This is a genomic window from Xanthomonas hyacinthi (assembly GCF_009769165.1).
Taxonomy (GTDB): Bacteria; Pseudomonadota; Gammaproteobacteria; order Xanthomonadales; family Xanthomonadaceae; genus Xanthomonas_A; species Xanthomonas_A hyacinthi.
The window spans coordinates 1695833-1713962 of the sequence record NZ_CP043476.1; the positions used below are offsets into that span (position 1 = coordinate 1695833).

General features: G+C 70.0%; 15 protein-coding genes. 6 read left to right on the plus strand and 9 right to left on the minus strand.

The window, feature by feature from the left end:
• Positions 1 to 40: 40 nt before the first annotated feature.
• The 8 genes from FZ025_RS22695 to FZ025_RS07705 all read right to left on the minus strand — a co-directional run bounded on the left by FZ025_RS22695 (position 41) and on the right by FZ025_RS07705 (position 10109).
• The gene (locus FZ025_RS22695; RefSeq protein ID WP_104558407.1) at positions 41 to 1795 is read right to left on the minus strand and encodes an amino acid ABC transporter permease/ATP-binding protein; all 1755 of its coding nucleotides are present in this window, start codon (positions 1793 to 1795) and stop codon (positions 41 to 43) included.
• Positions 1792 to 2331 (minus strand): GNAT family N-acetyltransferase, encoded by a 540-nt coding sequence (locus FZ025_RS07675; protein WP_046977872.1) that lies wholly within the window; start codon positions 2329 to 2331, stop codon positions 1792 to 1794. The genes FZ025_RS22695 and FZ025_RS07675 overlap by 4 nt, the downstream gene beginning before the upstream one ends.
• Positions 2328 to 3527, minus strand: coding sequence for a M20 aminoacylase family protein (locus FZ025_RS07680; RefSeq protein WP_046977873.1), 1200 nt, complete (start codon positions 3525 to 3527; stop codon positions 2328 to 2330). The genes FZ025_RS07675 and FZ025_RS07680 overlap by 4 nt, the downstream gene beginning before the upstream one ends.
• Positions 3528 to 3540: 13 nt before the next feature.
• Positions 3541 to 4884, minus strand: a complete 1344-nt coding sequence (locus tag FZ025_RS07685; protein ID WP_046977874.1) for an LLM class flavin-dependent oxidoreductase — start codon at positions 4882 to 4884, stop codon at positions 3541 to 3543.
• A gap of 106 nt (positions 4885 to 4990) precedes the next feature.
• Entirely contained in the window at positions 4991 to 5989 is a 999-nt protein-coding gene (locus tag FZ025_RS07690) for an LLM class flavin-dependent oxidoreductase (protein WP_104558406.1), read from the minus strand.
• Between the two features lie 43 nt (positions 5990 to 6032).
• A complete protein-coding gene (locus FZ025_RS07695) occupies positions 6033 to 6395 on the minus strand; it encodes a DUF3088 family protein (RefSeq protein WP_046982131.1) in 363 nt (120 codons plus the stop codon).
• Between the two features lie 402 nt (positions 6396 to 6797).
• The gene (gene msuE / locus FZ025_RS07700) at positions 6798 to 7364 is read right to left on the minus strand and encodes an FMN reductase (protein WP_104558405.1); all 567 of its coding nucleotides are present in this window, start codon (positions 7362 to 7364) and stop codon (positions 6798 to 6800) included.
• A gap of 168 nt (positions 7365 to 7532) precedes the next feature.
• Positions 7533 to 10109 carry a TonB-dependent receptor plug domain-containing protein gene (locus FZ025_RS07705; protein ID WP_046979193.1) on the minus strand — a complete coding sequence of 859 codons (2577 nt, stop codon included), beginning with the start codon at positions 10107 to 10109 and terminating at the stop codon, positions 7533 to 7535.
• Positions 10110 to 10473: 364 nt separating this feature from the next.
• Between FZ025_RS07705 and ftrA the strand changes: the two genes are divergently transcribed.
• The gene (gene ftrA, locus FZ025_RS07710) at positions 10474 to 11490 is read left to right on the plus strand and encodes a transcriptional regulator FtrA (RefSeq protein WP_046979192.1); all 1017 of its coding nucleotides are present in this window, start codon (positions 10474 to 10476) and stop codon (positions 11488 to 11490) included.
• Here the strand turns inward: ftrA and FZ025_RS07715 are convergent.
• Positions 11454 to 12635 (minus strand): class I SAM-dependent rRNA methyltransferase, encoded by a 1182-nt coding sequence (locus FZ025_RS07715; RefSeq protein WP_046979191.1) that lies wholly within the window; start codon positions 12633 to 12635, stop codon positions 11454 to 11456. The two genes, ftrA and FZ025_RS07715, sit on opposite strands and share 37 nt — an antisense overlap.
• Before the next feature lie 257 nt (positions 12636 to 12892).
• On the opposite strand from FZ025_RS07715, the gene FZ025_RS07720 reads away from it, so the two are divergent.
• The 5 genes from FZ025_RS07720 (at position 12893) to FZ025_RS07740 (ending at position 18090) form a co-directional block, all read left to right on the plus strand.
• Positions 12893 to 13846, plus strand: coding sequence for a TerC family protein (locus tag FZ025_RS07720; RefSeq protein WP_046979185.1), 954 nt, complete (start codon positions 12893 to 12895; stop codon positions 13844 to 13846).
• 96 nt (positions 13847 to 13942) lie between these two features.
• On the plus strand, positions 13943 to 14728 hold the full coding sequence (locus tag FZ025_RS07725) for a rhomboid family intramembrane serine protease (protein ID WP_046979184.1): 786 nt from the start codon (positions 13943 to 13945) through the stop codon (positions 14726 to 14728).
• Positions 14729 to 14858: 130 nt separating this feature from the next.
• Entirely contained in the window at positions 14859 to 15722 is an 864-nt protein-coding gene (locus FZ025_RS07730) for an acid phosphatase (RefSeq protein WP_046979183.1), read from the plus strand.
• Positions 15723 to 15959: 237 nt separating this feature from the next.
• Complete coding sequence (locus tag FZ025_RS07735) at positions 15960 to 16814, plus strand: acid phosphatase (RefSeq protein ID WP_046979182.1); 855 nt, start codon at positions 15960 to 15962, stop codon at positions 16812 to 16814.
• Positions 16815 to 17079: 265 nt separating this feature from the next.
• Positions 17080 to 18090 carry a TIGR00266 family protein gene (locus tag FZ025_RS07740; protein WP_046979181.1) on the plus strand — a complete coding sequence of 337 codons (1011 nt, stop codon included), beginning with the start codon at positions 17080 to 17082 and terminating at the stop codon, positions 18088 to 18090.
• The last annotated feature ends 40 nt before the right edge of the window (positions 18091 to 18130 follow it).

Below are 18130 nucleotides of genomic sequence, written 5' to 3' on the forward strand. Positions count from 1 at the left end.
CTGGATTCCTTGGAGCGGCTCGATCGGAGCGCGGTTGCGGTTACAGCACCTTGGCAAGGAATTCGGCGGTGCGCGGGTGGCTGGGGGCGGTGAAGATCCGCTCGGGCGGGCCGACCTCGAGGATTCGTCCCCGTTCCATGAACACGATGCGGTCGGCGATGCGGCGGGCGAAGCCGGCCTCGTGGGTGACGATGACCAGCGTGGTGCCCGAGCGCGCCAGTTCCTCGATCACCGTCAGCACCTCATTGACCAGTTCCGGGTCGAGCGCCGAAGTCGGCTCGTCGAACAGCAGCACCTTGGGCCGCAGCGCGAGCGCGCGGGCAATTGCCACACGCTGCTGTTGGCCCCCGGAGAGCTGGCGGGGATAAGCCTCGGCCTTGTCGGCCAGGCCGACCCGCGCCAACAGCGCCTGCGCCTGCCGTTCGGCATGCGCCCGGGTGCTGCCGCGCACCGCGATCGGGGCCTCGATCAGGTTCTCCAGCACGGTCAGATGCGCAAACAGATTGAAGCTCTGGAACACCATGCCGATGTCGGCGCGGCGGCGGCGGATCTCCGCTTCGCGCAGCTCGTGCAAGACGTCGCCGACGCGGCGGTAGCCGACCAGTTCGCCGTCCACGCTGATCAGTCCTGCGTCCACGCGCTCCAGATGGTTGATCGTGCGCAGCAAGGTGGACTTGCCGGCTCCGGAGGGTCCGAGAATGGCGGTCACGCTGCCGGCCTGCAGGGACAGGCTGACGTTGTCGAGCACGCGCTGCTCGCCGTAGTGCTTGGTGACGCCCTGGAGGCACACGCGCGCGCCGGGCGCGGCGGCGGCAAAGTCGAATGCGTCGCCTGCCGACAGTGGCGCTGCCGACGGCGCGGCGGCGCGCCGATGCCGCCATGCCCGCCGCGGCGCCGGCCGCTCGCGCAACGCCCCGCGCGCGAAGCGGCGCTCGATCTGCACTTGCACCAAGGACAGCAGGGTGAGGATCAGCAGGTACCAGACCGTGGCCACCATCAGCAGCGGCACCACCTCCAGGTTGCGCCGGTAGATCACCTGGATGGAGTAGAACAACTCCGGCAGCGCCAGGATGTAGACCACCGAGGTGCCCTTGGCGAGGTTGATCACGTCGTTGAATGCGCCCGGCAGGATGCTGCGCATCGCCTGCGGCAGGACGATGCGGCGGATCTGCCGCGCGCGCGGCAGGCCCAGCGCCGCCGCGGCTTCGAACTGGCCCTGGTCCACCGACAGGATGCCGCCACGGATGATCTCCGCCGAGAACGCGGCCTGGTTCAACGAAAGTCCCAGCACCGCCGCGGCGAACTGGCCGATCAGCTGCGTGGTCGGATACGAAAACAGGGTGAGGCCGGTGAATGGCACGTCCAGGCGGACGGTCTCATACAGGTAGCCCAGGTTGTTGAGCAGCAGCAGCAGCACCAGCAGCGGGATCGAACGGAACAGCCACACATAGCTCCACGCCACCCCCGCCAGCAGCGGCGAGCCGGACACCCGAGCCAGCGCCAACAAGGTGCCCAGCCCGAAGCCGAACAGCGTGCCCAGCGCGGTCAGCAGCAGGGTGCGGCCGAGGCCGGCCAGCACCGGTTCGGCGAAAAACCACTGTGCGAACACCTCCCAGCCCCAACGCGGGTTGCCGAGCAGCGACTGCAGCGCCGCCAGGATCAGCAGGATCGCCAACGCCGTTGCGATCGCCTGCAGGGGATGCCGCGCCGGCACGATGCGCAGCCTGCCGGTCGCCGATGCGGGTGCGGACGCGGGCGTGGCCCGTTCCAGGTCGGGAAGCGTGCGGCTGCTCATGGGACGGATGCCTGGATGGATGCGGCGGCGCGGCTGTGCACGGGATTGGGCAGCCGCTTCTCGAACGGCAGGTGGACCACGCTTTCCGGGTCGGCCTGGAGATCGAACAGCGCGGTATAGCCGTGGCGCAGGTACAGGGCCACCGCTTCGGGCTGGCGGAAGCCGGTGGTCAGGTAGATCCGCGTATAGCCCTGGCGCAGGGCCTGGGCTTCCAGCTCGACAAGCACCCGCCGCGCCAGTCCCTGCCGGCGCAGGTCGCGGCGGGTCCAGACGCGCTTGACCTCGGCGGTATCCGGATCGCGGTGGCGCATGAAGCCGCCGCCGCCGATCGTCTCGCCATCGCGCAGCAACAGCAGGAAGGCACCGTGCGGCGGCATGAACGCCTCGGGCGGATAGCGCTGCAGTTCGTCGCGCGCGCTGCCGCCGATACGCGCGATGACATCCTGGTAGCGGCTGCCGTACTCCTGCTCCAGCGCATCGAACAGCGCGCGCGCGCGCGGATCGAGGACCGAGGTATGGAGGATGCGCTCGCTCATGCCGGCTCGGCCAGGAACGCCTCGGCCAGCCGCGCCCAGTAGCTGGCGGCCGGCGCGATGATGGCATCGTTGAAGACGTAGCGCGGGCTGTGCAGCGAGGCGCTGTCGCCGTTGCCGACGAACAGGAAGCTGCCCGGGCGCTGCTGCAACAGGAACGCGAAGTCCTCGCTGGCGGTGCGCGGCGCCAGTCCCGGCACCACCCCAGCCTCGCCGAACAGCTGCAGCGCGACCCCGCGCGCGAACGCGGTCTCCGCGGCATGGTTGAGCACGCTCGGGAAGCCGAGCGGAAATTCGATGTCCACGCTCGCGCCGAACCCGGCGGCGACCGCCTCGACCAGCGCCGGAATGCGCCGGCGCAGCGCCTGCCGCACCTCCGGCAGGAAGGCCCGCACGGTCAGCTTCAGTTCCACGCTGTCGGGGATGACGTTGGCGGCCTGGCCGCCATGGATCGAACCAACCGTGATCACCGCCATCTCGCGCGGATCGACGTTGCGCGCGACCACGCTCTGCAGCGCGGTGACGATGTGCGCGGCGGCCAGCACCGGATCGACGCCGGTCTGCGGCTCGGCACCATGCCCGCCCTTGCCGAGCACGCGGATCCGCGCCCAATCCACCGAGGCCATCGCCGGCCCCTCGACGAAACCGAAGCGCCCGGCCGGCACGCCCGGCCAGTTGTGCAGCCCGAAGATCGCATCGACCGGGAAACGCTCGAACAGGCCGTCGGCGAGCATCCGCGCGGCACCCTTGCCGACCTCCTCGGCCGGCTGGAACACCAGGTGCACGGTGCCGTCGAAACGTCCGTGCCTGGCCAGGTAATACGCGGCCGCCAGCAGGATCGTGGTGTGGCCATCGTGACCGCAGGCATGCATCAGCCCCGGCGTCTGGCTGGCGTAGGCCAATCCGGAGTCCTCGCTGATCGGCAGCGCGTCAAAGTCGGCGCGCAGGCCGAGCCGGCGCGTGCCGCCGCCACGGCGCAGCGTGCCGACCACACCGGTGCCGCCGATGCCGGTGACCACGTCGTACCCCCAGTCCGACAGCAAGCCGGCGATGCGCGCGCTGGTGCGGTGTTCCTCGAACGCCAGTTCCGGGTGCCGGTGGAAGTCGTGGCGCAGCGCGATCGCCTGGTCCTCGCTGAACGCGGCAACCTGCGGGATCACCCCGCTGCCCGGGATCGGCGCCTGCGGCAATGCGCTCATCGCGACCGCTCCCTCAGCCGGCCTTGCGCGGCGCGGCGAGCGCGGCGGCATGGCGGCGTGGCTTGCGCGGCAGGCCGAGGTGGTCGCGCAGGGTGCTGCCGGGCAAGTCGCGGCGGTAGTAGCCGCGCGCTTCCAGCACTGGCAGCACCAGCGCGACGAAGTCGTCCAGACCCTGCGCCTGCACCGGGAAACCGAGGATGAAGCCATCGCTGGCAGCGGCGTCGAACCAGCGGATCAGCTCATCGGCGACCTGCTCACCGGTGCCGATGAACCGGGAGCGCGGGCTGACCGATTCCTGCGCAACCTGGCGCAGGCTCAGCCCGCGCGCGCGCGCGTCGCGCTTGATCTTGTCGGTGGTGGATTTGAAGCTGTTGGCGCCGATCCCGCCAAGCTCCGGGAACGGCGCGTCCAGCGGGTACTGGCTGAAGTCATGGTGGTCGAAGAAGCGGCCGAGGTAGGCCAGCGCCTCGTCGATGTCGGCCAGCGCGGCGATCTGCTGGTACTTGGACTCGGCCTCCTCGGCGCTGCGGCCGACCACCGGACCGATGCCGGGAAAGATCTTCACCTCGCCCGCGCTACGGCCGTGCGCGATCGCCGCGTTCTTGACCTTGTGGGTGAAGGCGCGTGTTTCCTCGAGCGACGGCGCGTGCGTGAACACGGCATCGGCATACTTGCCGGCCAGGCCGATGCCATCCTCGGAGGCGCCGGCCTGGAAGATCACCGGCTGGCCCTGCGCCGAACGCTGGATGTTGAGTGGACCCTCGACCTGGAAGAAGCGGCCGTTGTGGTCGAGCCGGGAAAACTTGGCCTTGTCGAAGAACACGCCGGTGGCGCGGTCGCGCGGGAAGGCATCTTCGTCCCAGGAGTCCCACAAGCCCTGCACCACGTCCAGGTACTCGTCGGCGATCCGGTAGCGCAACGCGTGGTCCGGATGCGGGCGCCCGTAGTTGCGGCCGGAGCCCTCCAGCGGCGAGGTCACCACGTTCCAGCCGGCACGGCCGCCGCTGATCAGGTCCAGCGAGGCGAACTGGCGCGCGACCGTGAACGGATCGCTGTAGGAGGTGGAGAGGGTGCCGGCCAGGCCGATCTTCGACGTCGCAGTGGCCAGCGCCGAGAGGATGGTGATCGGCTCGAAGCGGTTGAGGAAATGCGGAATCGACTTGTCGTTGATGTACAGCCCGTCGGCGACGAACGCGAAGGCGATGCCGTTGGCCTCGGCCTTGCGCGCGATGTCGATGTAGAACTGCAGGTTGACGCTGGCGTCGGCGGGATTGGACGGATGCTTCCAGGCGTTCATGTGGCCGCCGGGACCGTGCAGCATGATGCCGAACGGAATGGGACGGGGTGCGGTGCTCATCGGAAACTCCTCGTGGATGCGTTGCGTTCGAATGGGCCGCCGACGCGGCATCCGCTGACGCCGCGCCGGTGGCGGCGATGCCAGCGCGCGGGCGCCCGCATCGCGTTCACGCCGCCGCCGCCGTGCGCGGCGCGGGCGCGAGCAGTTCCAGCGAGGCCAGCCGCGCCTGGTGCTCGGCCACCGGCGCATCCAGCACGAACTCCTCCACGCCGAAGCGGCGGTGCAGCAGGTCGAGCTGGCCGCGCACGTAGTCGGCATCGCCGGACAGCACACTGGGGCGGGTTTCCTCGACGCGGTAGTCGCTCACTCCGGCCTGGCGCGCATAGTCGTCCGCCAGTTCCGGGCTGGGCAGGTTGACGCTCTGGCCCGGTCCCAGGTGCAGCTTGTAGATGCGCAACGCGCCGACATGGCGCATGGCCTCGTCGGCGCTGCGCGCGGCGAAGGCGACCACCGCCAGCAGCGGGGTCAGCGCGCTGTCGCGCCGATACGCGGCGAAGGCGCGCTCGATGTGGGCAGGGTCGCCGTCGAAGTGGCCGGCATAGACGAAGCGCCAGCCCAGGCGCGCGGCCAGCGCGGCACTCTCCGGACTGGCACCGAGCAGGAAGCGCTGCGCCGCGTGCACCGGCAGCGGCGTGGCGCTGGCGCCGGCGTCGCGATGCCCTTCCGGCAAGCTGGCGGACAGGAAGCCGTCCAGGTCGGTCAACTGCTCGGTGAAGTCCGGCGTGCGCTCACGGCCATGGGCGAGCGCGCGGGTGGAGGCCAGCAATCCGCCGGGCGCCTTGCCCACGCCCAGATCGACGCGGCCGGGCGCCAGATTGGCGAGCAGGTTGAACACCTCGGCGACCTTGTACGGCGCGTAGTGGCGCAGCATCACCCCGCCGCTGCCGACGCGGATGCGCGAGGTCTGCGCCAGCACGAACGCGGCCAGCACCTCGGGCGCGGAACTGGCCAGCGAGGGCGCCGCATGGTGTTCGGCGAACCAGTAGCGGTGGTAGCCCAGGCGCTCGGCCTGCTGCGCCAGCGCGACGCTGTCGCGCAGCGCCTGCGCGGCGCTGCCGCCCTCGGGGATGTAGCTCTTGTCCAGGATGCTGAGGTGGTAGGGCATGATCCGGTCGCGGTTGAGAAGGGGCTTGGCGTGGGCGCCGGCGTCAGGGATGCGGCTGCGGAATCCCGTACAGTTCGCCCAGCGTGGCGAGGATGCGATCGGTACCCGATACGTACTGGCGCGCGCCGTGTTCGCCACTGGCGTGCGCGCTGCGCAATTCCGCCGGCAGGACCAGCTTCGGCAGCGACTGGTCGCCCTCCCCGATCACGCCGATGACCTCCTGGCGTGGGCGTGGAAAGCGGACGTGACGCACTTCCAGCCGCTCGCGCAGACCGGCAACGCTGACCAACGCGCCTTCGAGCAGCAGGCTGTGTGGGCAGAAGAAGCGCTGTCCACGATGCTGGGGATCTTCGAACTCCTGCTCCAGCAGGAAGAGGATCGGCTTGGCGCTTGTCTGGTTCTGTATGACAGCCACGGCATTCCCTGGGGAAACGGATGGGGATGGGGATGGGGATGGGAAGATCCTAAGCACTCGGCCGCGGTCGACCGCGCCGGAACTCGACAATGTCCGGTCACATCCAGCCAAGAAAATGCCGATTGGGCATAAGAAAAATCCGGTTGGTTATCGGCATCGGCGCAAGGCGCACGCGCATCGCCGGGATGCCTGCGCCGCAGGCGCGTGCGCGTGTCGCCGGCATCGGCGCAAGCCGCCGCCGCGGCAAGCCGGCCCGCCGCCGGCGCGATGCCCGAGCGCTGGCCGGCGCTGGCCGGCGCTGGCCGCGCGCCGCGGATGACCGCACCGCCGCATCGGCGCGAGCGACCGCGCCCGCAGGGCCGCGCCTGCAGGCAAGTGTTCGGCCGGCGGCCGTCAGGCGATCTGGCGCAGGCCGGGGCCGCGAACACGCCCCAGCACGCCCACCGCACGTTCGACCGCCAGCGCGATGCGCTCTTGCAGCGGCGCACTGGCGATGAACTCGCCATCGAAGTCCTGCTGCGTGGCATAGACGCCGATCGGCAAGGTCAGCGCCTGCAGGAAGCTGAACAGCGGACGCAGCTGATGATCGATCACCAGCGCGTGCCGCTCGCTGCCTCCGGTCGCGGCCAGCAGCACTGGCGTCTCCACCAGGCCATCGACGTGGACCAGGTCGAACAGATGCTTGAACAGGCCCGGATAGGAGCCGCGGTGCACCGGTGCGGCGGCCACCAGCAGATCGGCCGATTCGATGCGGCGCAGCTGCTGCTCGATCTCGGCAGGCAGTTCCTCGCGCGCCAGCGCGCCCCCCAGCGGCCGCGCGATCCGTGCCAGCTCCACCACATGGCTGCTGATCGGCAGTTGCTGCTCCAACCGGGCGAGGAGCGCGCGCACCAGCGCCAGCGTGCGCGAGGCGGTCGAGGTGCTGCCGACGACGGCGACGACATTCAAGGGATACGACATGCTTGATCTTCCAGACGCAGGAGGGATGGATGACGCGCGGCGTGGCCTGTTCGAGATGCCCGGCCACACCCGGCCGCCGGCCACCAGTGTGCACTGGTCGGTGGCCCGCCAGCGGCACCGGCGCTGCGCGCCTGCAAAGCGCCCTGGCGCGCAGCGGACCTTGCACGCTCAGAACCGGTAGTTGAGCCGCCCGTACCAATAGCCGCCGACAGTGCCGAGCACGTCGCCGAACTCGTAGTTGCGCACATAGGTGGCGCGGTCGCTGGCGCTGCTGTAGCGCTCGGGCACCTTGCGGATGCGCTTGTCGAACAGGTTGTCCACGCCGATGTCCACGCTCCAGCCGCGACCGAACGCGTAGCTGCCGCCGAGGTTGGCGACCAGGACCGGCGCCAGTTGGTACCTGTAGCCATTGGTCAGGCGCTTGATCGGCCCGTAGTAGGTCAAGCCCAGGTTTGCCGACCAGCCGCCCTGGTTCCAGCCGATGCCGGCGACCTGGGTATAGCGCGGCGAGCGATAGCGCAGTGCGTACTCGCTCGACTCGGTCAGCAGGTTGATGTTGGGCAGGCTCTGCAGCACGCCCGGCACCTCGCGGACCTTGCGGATGTCGGTCTTGCCCGCGTTCGCGGCATAGGTGTAGCGCAGCCGGCCCCAACGGGTGTCCTGGGTGGCCTCCGCGGTCAGCTCCACCCCGCGCGTGCGCGTATCGCCGATGTTGGTGAAGTAGCTGACGTAGTAGGCATCGCCGGGTGCGATGCGGACGCCCGCGTTGTTCAGCAGCGTGTCGATGGTGGCCTTCTGCGCGGCGCTCAGCGCGGTGCCGTTGTAGTCGGTGACGTTGTCGGGATCCTGCGCGTTGTAGCCGATCTGGCTGGACTGGCCGAGCTGGTCGCGGATGTCGATCTGGTAGAGGTCCAGCGCCGCATGGAAGCCGGGCGCGGGATCGAAGGTGATGCCGACGCTGTAGTTGGTCGCCTTCTCCGGCGTCAGTCGCTTGGCCCCGAGCGCAAGCGCGGTCGGCGAGTTCACCTGGGCCACCAGCGTGGTCCCGCACGGGCAGCTGCCGGTGGCCTGGTAGTACTGCGCGCCCAGGCTCGGTGCATGGAAGCCGTTGCTGAGCGTGGCGCGCACGCCGAACGCGTCGGTGACATCGAAGCGTGTGGTGAGCCGGCCGGTGGAGACGCCGCCGAAGTCGGAATGGTGCTCGTAGCGGGCCGCCGCATCCAGGAACCAGCGCCTGGTGATGTTGGCCGATGCGCCGACGTAGACCGCCTTGCTGGCGCGGCTGGCATCGACCGCGTCGGCGGTCGCGTAGCCGACGAAGGCGGCCGCGCCCCACCCCGTATACGACTCCCACTGGCCCGGGGAGCGCTGGTACTGCTCGTGCTGATAGTCGAGTCCGGCGCTGAAATCCAGCGGCGAAGCCAGAGGCGCGATCTCGAACGAACGGCGCAGATCGACGTTGCCGATCAGCTGCCGGTAATCGACCTTGCCGTCATAGAAGTCGGTCGGCGCGCCCGGATAGGCGAGCGAGAAATTGGCCGAGTCGTTGGTGTAGGTGCGGATCGTGTCGCGATTGGCGGTGACGCTGACGTCGTAGTCCCAGCCTGCGAGCAGGCCCTTGACCCCGGCGCTGCCGGTGTACTGCTGCTCCTTGGTCTCCAGTACCGGAGAAAATCCATCCGGCCACACCGTGAGCACACTGGGCGCGTTGTAGGTGCCGAAGATCGTGGCCGGCAGGCGGTAGTTCTGGATCGCGCTGGCGGTGCGGTCGCTCACGCTGGCGTTCGCATAGAAGTCGGCGTTCCCGCCCAGGCCATGGCCGAGGTTGGCGGTCAGCGATTTCAGCGCATAGTCGGTCGAACTCGGGATCCGGTTGGCCTTGGCGTCGCGGCCGGCTTCGGCGGGATTGGCCGTGGCGCCAGGGGGCAGGCTGTTGTAGGTGCCCAGCGCGACCACGTTGCCGTTGGCATCGACCGCGGGATAGCTCAGATAGCCGTCGCGATAGGTGCGTGCGCGGATCGCGCTGTGCTGGCGGGTGTTTTCCGCGGCCAGGTCGATGAAGCCGTCCTGGCCCCAGGGCAGGCCGAGGTTGGCGCGGAACGTGGTCCGCGCGCCATCGCCATCGACGCTCGCGCCGCTCTCGATCGAGGCGCTGCCGCCGGACGCCTGCGACTTGAGGATCACGTTGATCACCCCGGCAATCGCATCCGAACCGTAGATCGCCGAGGCGCCATCGCGCAACACCTCGACGTGGTCGATCGCGGCAATCGGGATCAGCGCCAGATCGGCCCAGGCGTGGCCGGGAAAGGCGCCGCCATTGGCGCCGCTGACGTAGGCGCTGGCATTGCGCCGCTTGCCGTTGACCAGTACCAGCGTGTAGCCCGGAGACAGATTGCGCAGCTGGTAGCCGCGGATCAGGCTCTCCTGGTCGCTCTGATAGCCGCCGATCTGGCTCAGCGAGGGCAAGCTGCGTTGCAGCGCCTCCAGCAGCGTGCCCTGGCCGGTGCCCGCCAGATCCTGCGCGGAGATCACGTCGATCGGGGTGGAACTGTTCTTGACCGTGCGCGTGCTGGCCCGCGAGCCGGTCACCAGCACCGTGTCCAGGGTGGATTCGGGCGTCTCGGCAGACTCCGACTCGGCGGCGATCGCGCACGGCGCGGCCAGCAGCACGGCCAACGGCAACAGCGCCAGCCGTGCCGAACGGCCGGGGAAACGGGAAACGCAAACGGTGTCGGATCGGATCATCGCGGGTCCATGGCGGCGGCAAGCGAACGGGATGGCGCGCACCTGCATGCGCACCGGCAGGCACGCCATCGGCCGGTGCAGCGGACAGCGATGGAGGAGGAGAGGCAGGGCGGCATCGGCAAGCGCCAGGCAGGCAGGAAGACAGGCCTGCCATTGCAGGGCGTTTGCCCAGCAGCGGCCATCGCCGATCGCGACAGCCGCTGGCAAGATCCCGCCACACACATGAATTTTGGCAATGACCAAACAGCCAGCGATGCCGGCACGCCGCTGAATCGACGGAAACGCAGGTTTCCGGGCGAATTTCCGCTTCCGCGGCACCCCGTGCGCGGTGCCTGGCATGCAGCCGCGGCGCTACTATCCGCGCATGAGCGCCGCCACCGACACCGCGTCTTCATCCGCCCCGCTGGTTGCGATCGTCGCCTACCGGCAACTGGGGCTGTTCGAGTTCGGCTGCGCCGTCGGCTTGTTCGCACCGGTCAGGCCGGAGCTTGAGGTGGCGTGGTACCGCAGCGGCGTGTGCGCCTGCGAACCCGGGCCGTTGCCCGCGCTCGGCGGGCTGCAGGTGCTGACGCCGCACGGACTGGAGCTGCTCGACGAAGCCGACATCGTGGTGATTCCAGGCTGGCGCAATCCCGAGGAATGCCCTCCGGCGGCGCTGCTCGACAAGCTGCGCGCGGCGCATGCGCGTGGCGCGCGCCTGGCCTCGATCTGTTCGGGCGCCTTCGCCCTGGCCTGGGCCGGGCTGCTCGACGGCAAGGACGCCACCACCCATTGGCGCTTGACCGATCTGATGGCGGCCCGCTTCCCGGCCGTGAACGTGCGCCAAAACGTGCTCTACGTGGACACCGGCCAGGTGATCACCTCGGCCGGGTCCGCCACCGGCATGGACATGCTGCTGCACCTGGTGCGCAAGGACTACGGCATCCGCGTCGCCAATCTGGTGGCGCAGCGGCTGGTGCTGGCGCCGTGGCGCGACGGCGAGCGCAGCCAGGTGCTGAACCGCTCGATTCCGCACGGCGAGCCCAGCCGCCTGGCGGTGCTGACCGAATGGCTCGGCGCCCACCTTGGCCAGCCGCATACCCTTGCCAGCCTGGCCGAACGCGCCGCGCTGAGCCAGCGCACGCTGCAACGGCAATTCCTCGATGCGACCGGCCTGTCGCCGATCGACTGGTTGATCCGCGAACGGGTCGCGCTGGCCCGCGAACTGCTCGAGACCACCGACCGACCGCTGCAATGGATCGCCGACCATGCCGGCTTCGGGTCGCTCGAATCGTTCCGCCGGCATTTCCGCGTGCTGGCCGGCTGCAGCCCCAGCAGCTACCGCCAGCAGTTGCTGATCCGGGATCAGTCCAGCACGCGGCAGAACACCGCCTTCAGATAGCGCGATTCCTGCACATGGGCCATGAACGGGTGGTCGGCGCCGGCGCCGGCCACCTTCAGGATCTGGATGGTGCGGCCGGAGAAATACGCGGCGCGACGCAGCATGTCCAGGAACTCGTGTTCGGCGACCAGGCCGGTGCAGGAGAACGTGGCGAACAACCCGCCGGGCGCGACCACGCCCAGCGCCAGCTTGTTCATGTCCAGATATTTCTTCAATGCCGGGATCACCTGGTCGCGGTCGCGGGTCATCTTGGCCGGGTCCAGGATCACCACGTCGTAGCGGTCGCCGCGCACGGCGGCATCGCGCAGGTACGGGAAGATGTCGGCCTGCACCCACTTGAGCCGCACGTCGTTGAGCTTGGCGTTGCCCTTGGCGATCTCGATCACGTCCTCGTCGATGTCCACGCCGACCACGTCCTCGGCGCCGCGCACCTTGGCGTAGACGGCGAAGCCGCCGGTGTTGCAGCACAGGTCGAGCACGCGCTTGCCGGCCACCTGCTGGCTCAGCCACTGCCGGTTCTCGCGCTGGTCAGCGAAGAAGCCGGTCTTGTGCGCGCCGGCCGGGTCGGCGCGGAAGCGCACGCCGTATTCGCTGATGATCGCCGGCTCCGGGCGCTCGCCGCTGCTGGACACCGGGCGGTAGTCGAAGCTCTCCTGCTTCTGCACGTGCTCCTCGGCGAAGCTGTAGAAGCGCGCGCCGGGAAACTGCGCGCGCAGCGCGGCGTAGATCCACTCGCGGTGGCGGAACATGCCGGCGCTGAAGAACTCCACCACCAGCAGATCGCCGTAGCGGTCCACCACCAGCCCGGACAGGCCGTCGCCCTCGGCATGCACCACGCGCCACGCATCGGAGACCGCGTCCAGCTTGAGCACGTCGCGGCGCAGCGACGCCGCCTCGGCGATCTTGCGCGCAAACCAGGCTTCGTCGACCGCGACCGCCGGATCGATCTCAAGAATGCGCACGGCGATGCGCGAATGGCCATTGTAGAACCCGCGGCCGATCCACTCCCCGTCCACGCCGACCACGTCGACGAGGCTGCCCGGCTTGGGCTTGGCGGCGGGTTTTTCGACCAGTTTCTGGAAGATCCACGGGTGGCTGGAGCGCCAGGCGTTCTTGAGGCGGACTACGGGCAGGGCGGTATTCATGAACGCCATTGTATCCGCCCCGGATTGACGCCACTGCCGCCAGCCGCAAGAATGGGCGCAGAAGGGGAGTAGCTCCCAATGTTGTCGCCGTCAATTCGAGCCCGCGGGCTCCGGTGCAACAGCAGCCGGTACATCGGCTGCGAGCGAGACCTTCGCCGCAGTGGCGAAGGCATTCCCCGGAACGAACCCCACCGTTTCCGTCCAGGACGCCTCGCCGCCACGGCCCGAGGTTCAACCTTCACTGACGGGAATTCCCCATGCAAACGATAGGCAACGTGTGGTTGTGGAGCGGTTTCGCGATTGTGGTGATCGCGGCGCTGCTGGCGGATCTGGTGCTGATGCGCCACGGCGGTCCGCACAAGGTCGCCTTCAAGGAAGCGCTGTGGTGGAGCCTGGGCTGGATCGCCCTGGCGCTGGCGTTCAACGCCGGCCTGTGGTGGTACCTGCGCGAGACCATCGACGTGGCCACCGGCAACCAGTACGGGCTGGAGTTCCTGACCGGCTACCTGGTGGAGAAGTCGCTGGCGGTCGACAACATCTTCGTGTTCCTGATGATCATGAGCTACTTCGCGGTGCCGGAGGAGCAGCGTCAGCGCGTGCTGGTGATCGGCGTGCTCGGCGCGATCGTGCTGCGCGCGATCATGATCTTCGCCGGCTCGGTGCTGCTGACCAAGTTCCACTGGCTGCTGTACGTGTTCGGCGCGTTCCTGCTGCTGACCGGCATCAAGATGTGGTTCTCGGCGGGCAAGGAGCCGGACCTGGAAGCCAATCCGGTGCTGCGCTTCATGCGCAGGCACCTGCGCCTGACCCCGCAGTACCACGGCAATGCGCTGAGCGTGACCCAGGAAGGCAAGCGCTGGTACACGCCGCTGTTCGCGGTGCTGATGCTGATCGCCATCACCGACGTGATCTTCGCGGTGGACAGCATCCCGGCGATCTTCGCGATCACCACCGATCCGTTCCTGGTGCTGACCTCCAACGTGTTCGCGGTGCTGGGCCTGCGCGCGATGTTCTTCCTGCTGGCGGGCATGGCCGACCGCTTCCACCTGCTGCCGTACGGGCTGGCGATCGTGCTGGTGTTCATCGGCACCAAGATGCTGATCATCGACCTGTACAAGATCCCGGTGCTGGTCTCGCTGCTGGCGGTGGCGCTGATCATCGGCGCGACGGTGGCGCTGAGCCTGCTGCGCCCGGCCAAGCCGGCGCACTGAGGCGCGCCGCGGCCGCGGGATTGTCCCGCGGCCGTGGCCAGTCCCTCCCAGCGGCGGCGCCTTGCCCTGGGCGATGGGCGCCGCCATCCAGGGACCATGGACACTTCTTCGCTCTCCCCGTCCCCGCCTGCCGACGCTGCGCAGGCGCAGGACCGCTTCGACCGGGCACGGATCCTGCGCGCCTTCAACGCCAGCCTCACGCTGATCGCGGTGCTGGTGGCGGTGTTCGCCAGCCAGGGCCTGTTCGACTGGCGGCCGTGGTCGGTGGGGCCGCAGCAGGCCGGCGGCCTGCTCGGGCTGCTGACCGCGCCCTTGCTGCACGGTTCGCTGGAACACCTGGCCGCCAACGCCGGCGCGCTGCTGATCCTGGGGACGCTGGCCGGCAGCGTGTATCCGCGCGCCACCCTGGCCGCGCTGCCGGTGCTGTGGCTGGGCTCGGGCCTGGGCGCGTGGCTGCTGGGCGAGCCCGGCAGCCACCATCTGGGCGCCAGTGGCGTCACCCACGGCTTGCTGTTCCTGGTGTTCGTGCTCGGACTGCTGCGCCGCGACCGCGCGGCGATCGCCGCCAGCATGATCGCGTTCCTGTTCTATGGCGGCATGCTGGTGTCGGTGCTGCCGCACGCGGCCGGCGTGTCCTGGCAGTCGCACCTCGGCGGTGCGCTGGGCGGCGCGGTGGCGGCGCTGCTGCTGCGCCATCGCGACCCGCTGCCGCCGCGCAAGCGCTACAGCTGGGAAGACGAGGACGAGGAGGCCCTGGCGCCGCTGAACGAGGAACTGGAACCGCCGCCACCGGCGCAGGTGCCGGTGCTGTGGCAACCGCCGCCGATGCCGCGCGGGGTGATCTTGCGCTTCCCGCCGCGGCCGGAGCGCGGCGACGGCTGAGCCGGCCTCGACCGCGAGGGCCACCGCCTCTGCGGCCGTCTTCGTCGAAGCGACCATCGCTTCGGGTCTGCGGGTCTTGGCAAGGGCGCGCGCCATATACTGCCCTTCGCTGCCGCACCATCAAGGCCACATGTCCATTCCGCCCGCATACCGTCTCCGCCCAGCTGGCTGCGCCATGCTCGTCATCGCATTCGCCGCCTGCAGCACGCCGGCCGCGCACGCCCCGGTCGCACCGGCACCGGCACCGGCACCGGCACCGGCCGGGCCAGGCACGGCGATCGGCTACCTCGATGCCGCCGCGGTCCCGGCCAGCCTGCAGTTGCTGCCGCCGCCGCCGGCAGCGGGCACGCCTGGCGAAGCGCTGGACCTGGCAGTCAACCGCGAAGCGCTGGCGCTGCGCGGCAGCCCGCGCTGGCAACAGGCCGCGCGCGACGCCGCGCTGAACTTCCCCGCCGGCGCCAACCAGTTCGCCTGCGCGCTGGGCATCGCCGTGGACGCGCGGCGCACTCCGCACCTGTACACGCTGCTGGAACGCAGCCGCGTCGATGCCAGCGCCACCACCAGGGCGGCCAAGAAGCATTACCAGCGGCCGCGGCCGTTCATGCTCAACCTGCAGCCGACCTGCGCGCCGGGGGACGAGGACGACCTGCGCCGCAACGGCTCCTATCCTTCCGGCCACAGCACCCTCGGCTGGACCTGGGCGCTGATCCTCAGCGAGGCCACGCCCAACCGCGCCGACGCTTTGATCGCCCGCGGCCGCAACTACGGCGAAAGCCGCCTGGTGTGCAACGTGCACTGGCAGAGCGACGTGCTGGCCGGCCGCTTCATGGGCGCAGCGCTCGTGGCGCGCCTGCATGCCAACCCGGCGTTCCAGGCCGATCTGCAGGCCGCGCGCGGTGAGATCGCGCGCGCGCAGGCGCTCGGTGCGGCGCCGCAGGAGGACTGCGCGACGCAGACGCAGGTACTCAAGACGCGGCCGGCCAGCGCCCTGTAGGCCCGCAACGACCGGGCCGATGCGCTTCGGCACGCGGCATCGCAGGCACCGCACGCAGTCGCTGCCATCCTTGGCGGCCGCGGCGCGACATCGGCGCGGCCTTCGTCGCCACGCCGCGCGGCTGCCAGCGTTCGCCGGCGCATTGGTTGACGCCAGCTGTACGGCGATCGCGGCAGCACCCCGCACTGTCACAGTTGTGCCTTCAGATGGCCGGTCTCCCCCGCCGTGGATCCCGTCATGATGCGTCGCTCCTCCCGTTTGCCCCTGCACGCCGGCCTCGGCCTGGCCCTGTCCGCTGCGATCGCCGCACCGGCCTTGCTGCAGGCCAAGCCGCCTGCCGCGCCGATAGCCAGGCCGATGGCCGAAGGCACGGCCGCCGGCTACCTGGCGCCGTCGCAGCTGCCCGACAGCCTGCTGCTGGTGCCGCCGCCGCCGGCCAAGGATTCGCCCGGCCGCGCCCTGGACGAGGCGGTGAACAAGGAAGCGCTGGCGCTGCGCGGCAGCCCGCGCTTCGCGCTGGCCGCGCAGGACGCCGAATTGCATTTCCCCGCTGCGGCCAACCACTTCAGCTGCCCGCTCGGCATCCAGGTCAGCGCCCAGCACACCCCGCACCTGTACCGGCTGCTGCAGCGCGTGGCCGAAGACGCCGGCGACGCCGCGGAAAAGGCCAAGGCCTACTACCACGTGCCGCGCCCGTTCATGGACAACGGCGAAGCCAGCTGCACGCCCGCCGACGAGGCCGAACTGCGCCCGAACGGCGCCTACCCCTCCGGCCACACCTCCATCGGCTGGGCCTGGGCGCAGGTGCTCAGCGAGGCCGACCCGGCGCGCACCGACGCGCTGATGGCGCGCGGCCGCAGCTACGGCGAAAGCCGCATCGTCTGCAACGTGCACTGGCAGAGCGACGTGCTGGCCAGCCGCATCGTCGCCGCGGCCACGGTCGCCAAACTGCAGGACAACCCGCAGTTCCGCGCCGACCTGGAAGGGGCGCGCCAGGAGATCGGCGCCGCGCGCGCGCAAGGCCTGACGCCGGCCAAGGATTGCGCCGCGGAAACCAAGACCCAGCAGGTGCGCCCGGCGAGCGCGCTGTAAGCGAAGCGATAGCAGCCGCAACCGTGACGCCGGCGAATCGCTGCCCGCGTGACGAGACATCGACACCTCGCGCAAGGACGAGCTCAAGATGTGGGAGGGGCTTCAGCCCCGACGCCGGAATGTCCAAGGCGTCGGGGCTGAAGCCCCTCCCACACTGCAGTCCCGACTTCACGATGGGCCGCCGCCCCCATGCCTTTGGGCAGATGCGAAACGACTGCGGCGGCGGGCTAGACTCGCCGCAGATTTCCGCCAAGGACCTGCAGCCATGACCCAGTGGTATTTCCTGACCGGCAGCGAGCAGAGCCGCTCCGGCCCGTTCGACGCCGCCGCCGCCATCGCCTTCGCCCGCAACAATCCCACCGCCATGGCCTGGCGCCAGGGCCAGAGCGGCTGGAAGCCGGCCAACCAGATCGACGAACTGCGCGGCGCGAGCGCAGCCAGCCTGCCGCCGGGCCTGCCGCCCCCGCCCGGCGGCGGCCGCGCCGACGAGATCGACTACCGCATCGTCGGCCACGAGATGCAGTTCGTGGAGATCGAGCTGGACCCGGGCGAGAGCGCGGTCGCCGAGGCCGGCGCGCTGATGTTCAAGGATTCGGCGGTGCAGATGGACACCGTGTTCGGCGACGGCTCCGGCCAGGGCGGCGGGCTGATGGGCAAGCTGTTCTCCGCCGGCAAGCGCCTGGTCAGCGGCGAGAGCCTGTTCACCACCGTGTTCACCCACCAGGGCCAGGGCAAGGCCAAGGTCGCCTTCGCCGCGCCGTATCCCGGCACGGTGCTGGCGATGAAGCTGGACCAGCACGGCGGCCGCCTGATCTGCCAGAAGGACAGCTTCCTGGCCGGCGCGCGCGGGGTGTCGCTGGGCATCCACTTCCAGCGCAGGATCATGACCGGCCTGTTCGGCGGCGAGGGCTTCATCATGCAGAAGCTGGAAGGCGACGGCTGGGTGTTCGTGCATGCCGGCGGCTGCGTGGTCGAGCGCGAGCTGGCCGCCGGCGAACGCCTGGACGTGGATACCGGCTGCGTGGTCGCGTTCCATTCCACGGTGGACATGGACGTGCGCGCGGTCAGCGGCATCAAGAGCATGTTTTTCGGCGGCGAAGGCATGTTCCTGGCCACGCTGACCGGCCCGGGCAAGGTGTGGCTGCAGTCGCTGCCGTTCTCGCGCCTGGCCGGACGCATGTTCGCCGCCGCGCCGCAGGGCGGCGGGCAGAACCGCGGCGAAGGCTCGGTGCTCGGCGGCCTGGGCCGGATCCTGGACGGCGACAACAACGTCTGAGGCGGCCGGCTCCAGCCCCTCTCCCCTCGGGAGCGGGGTT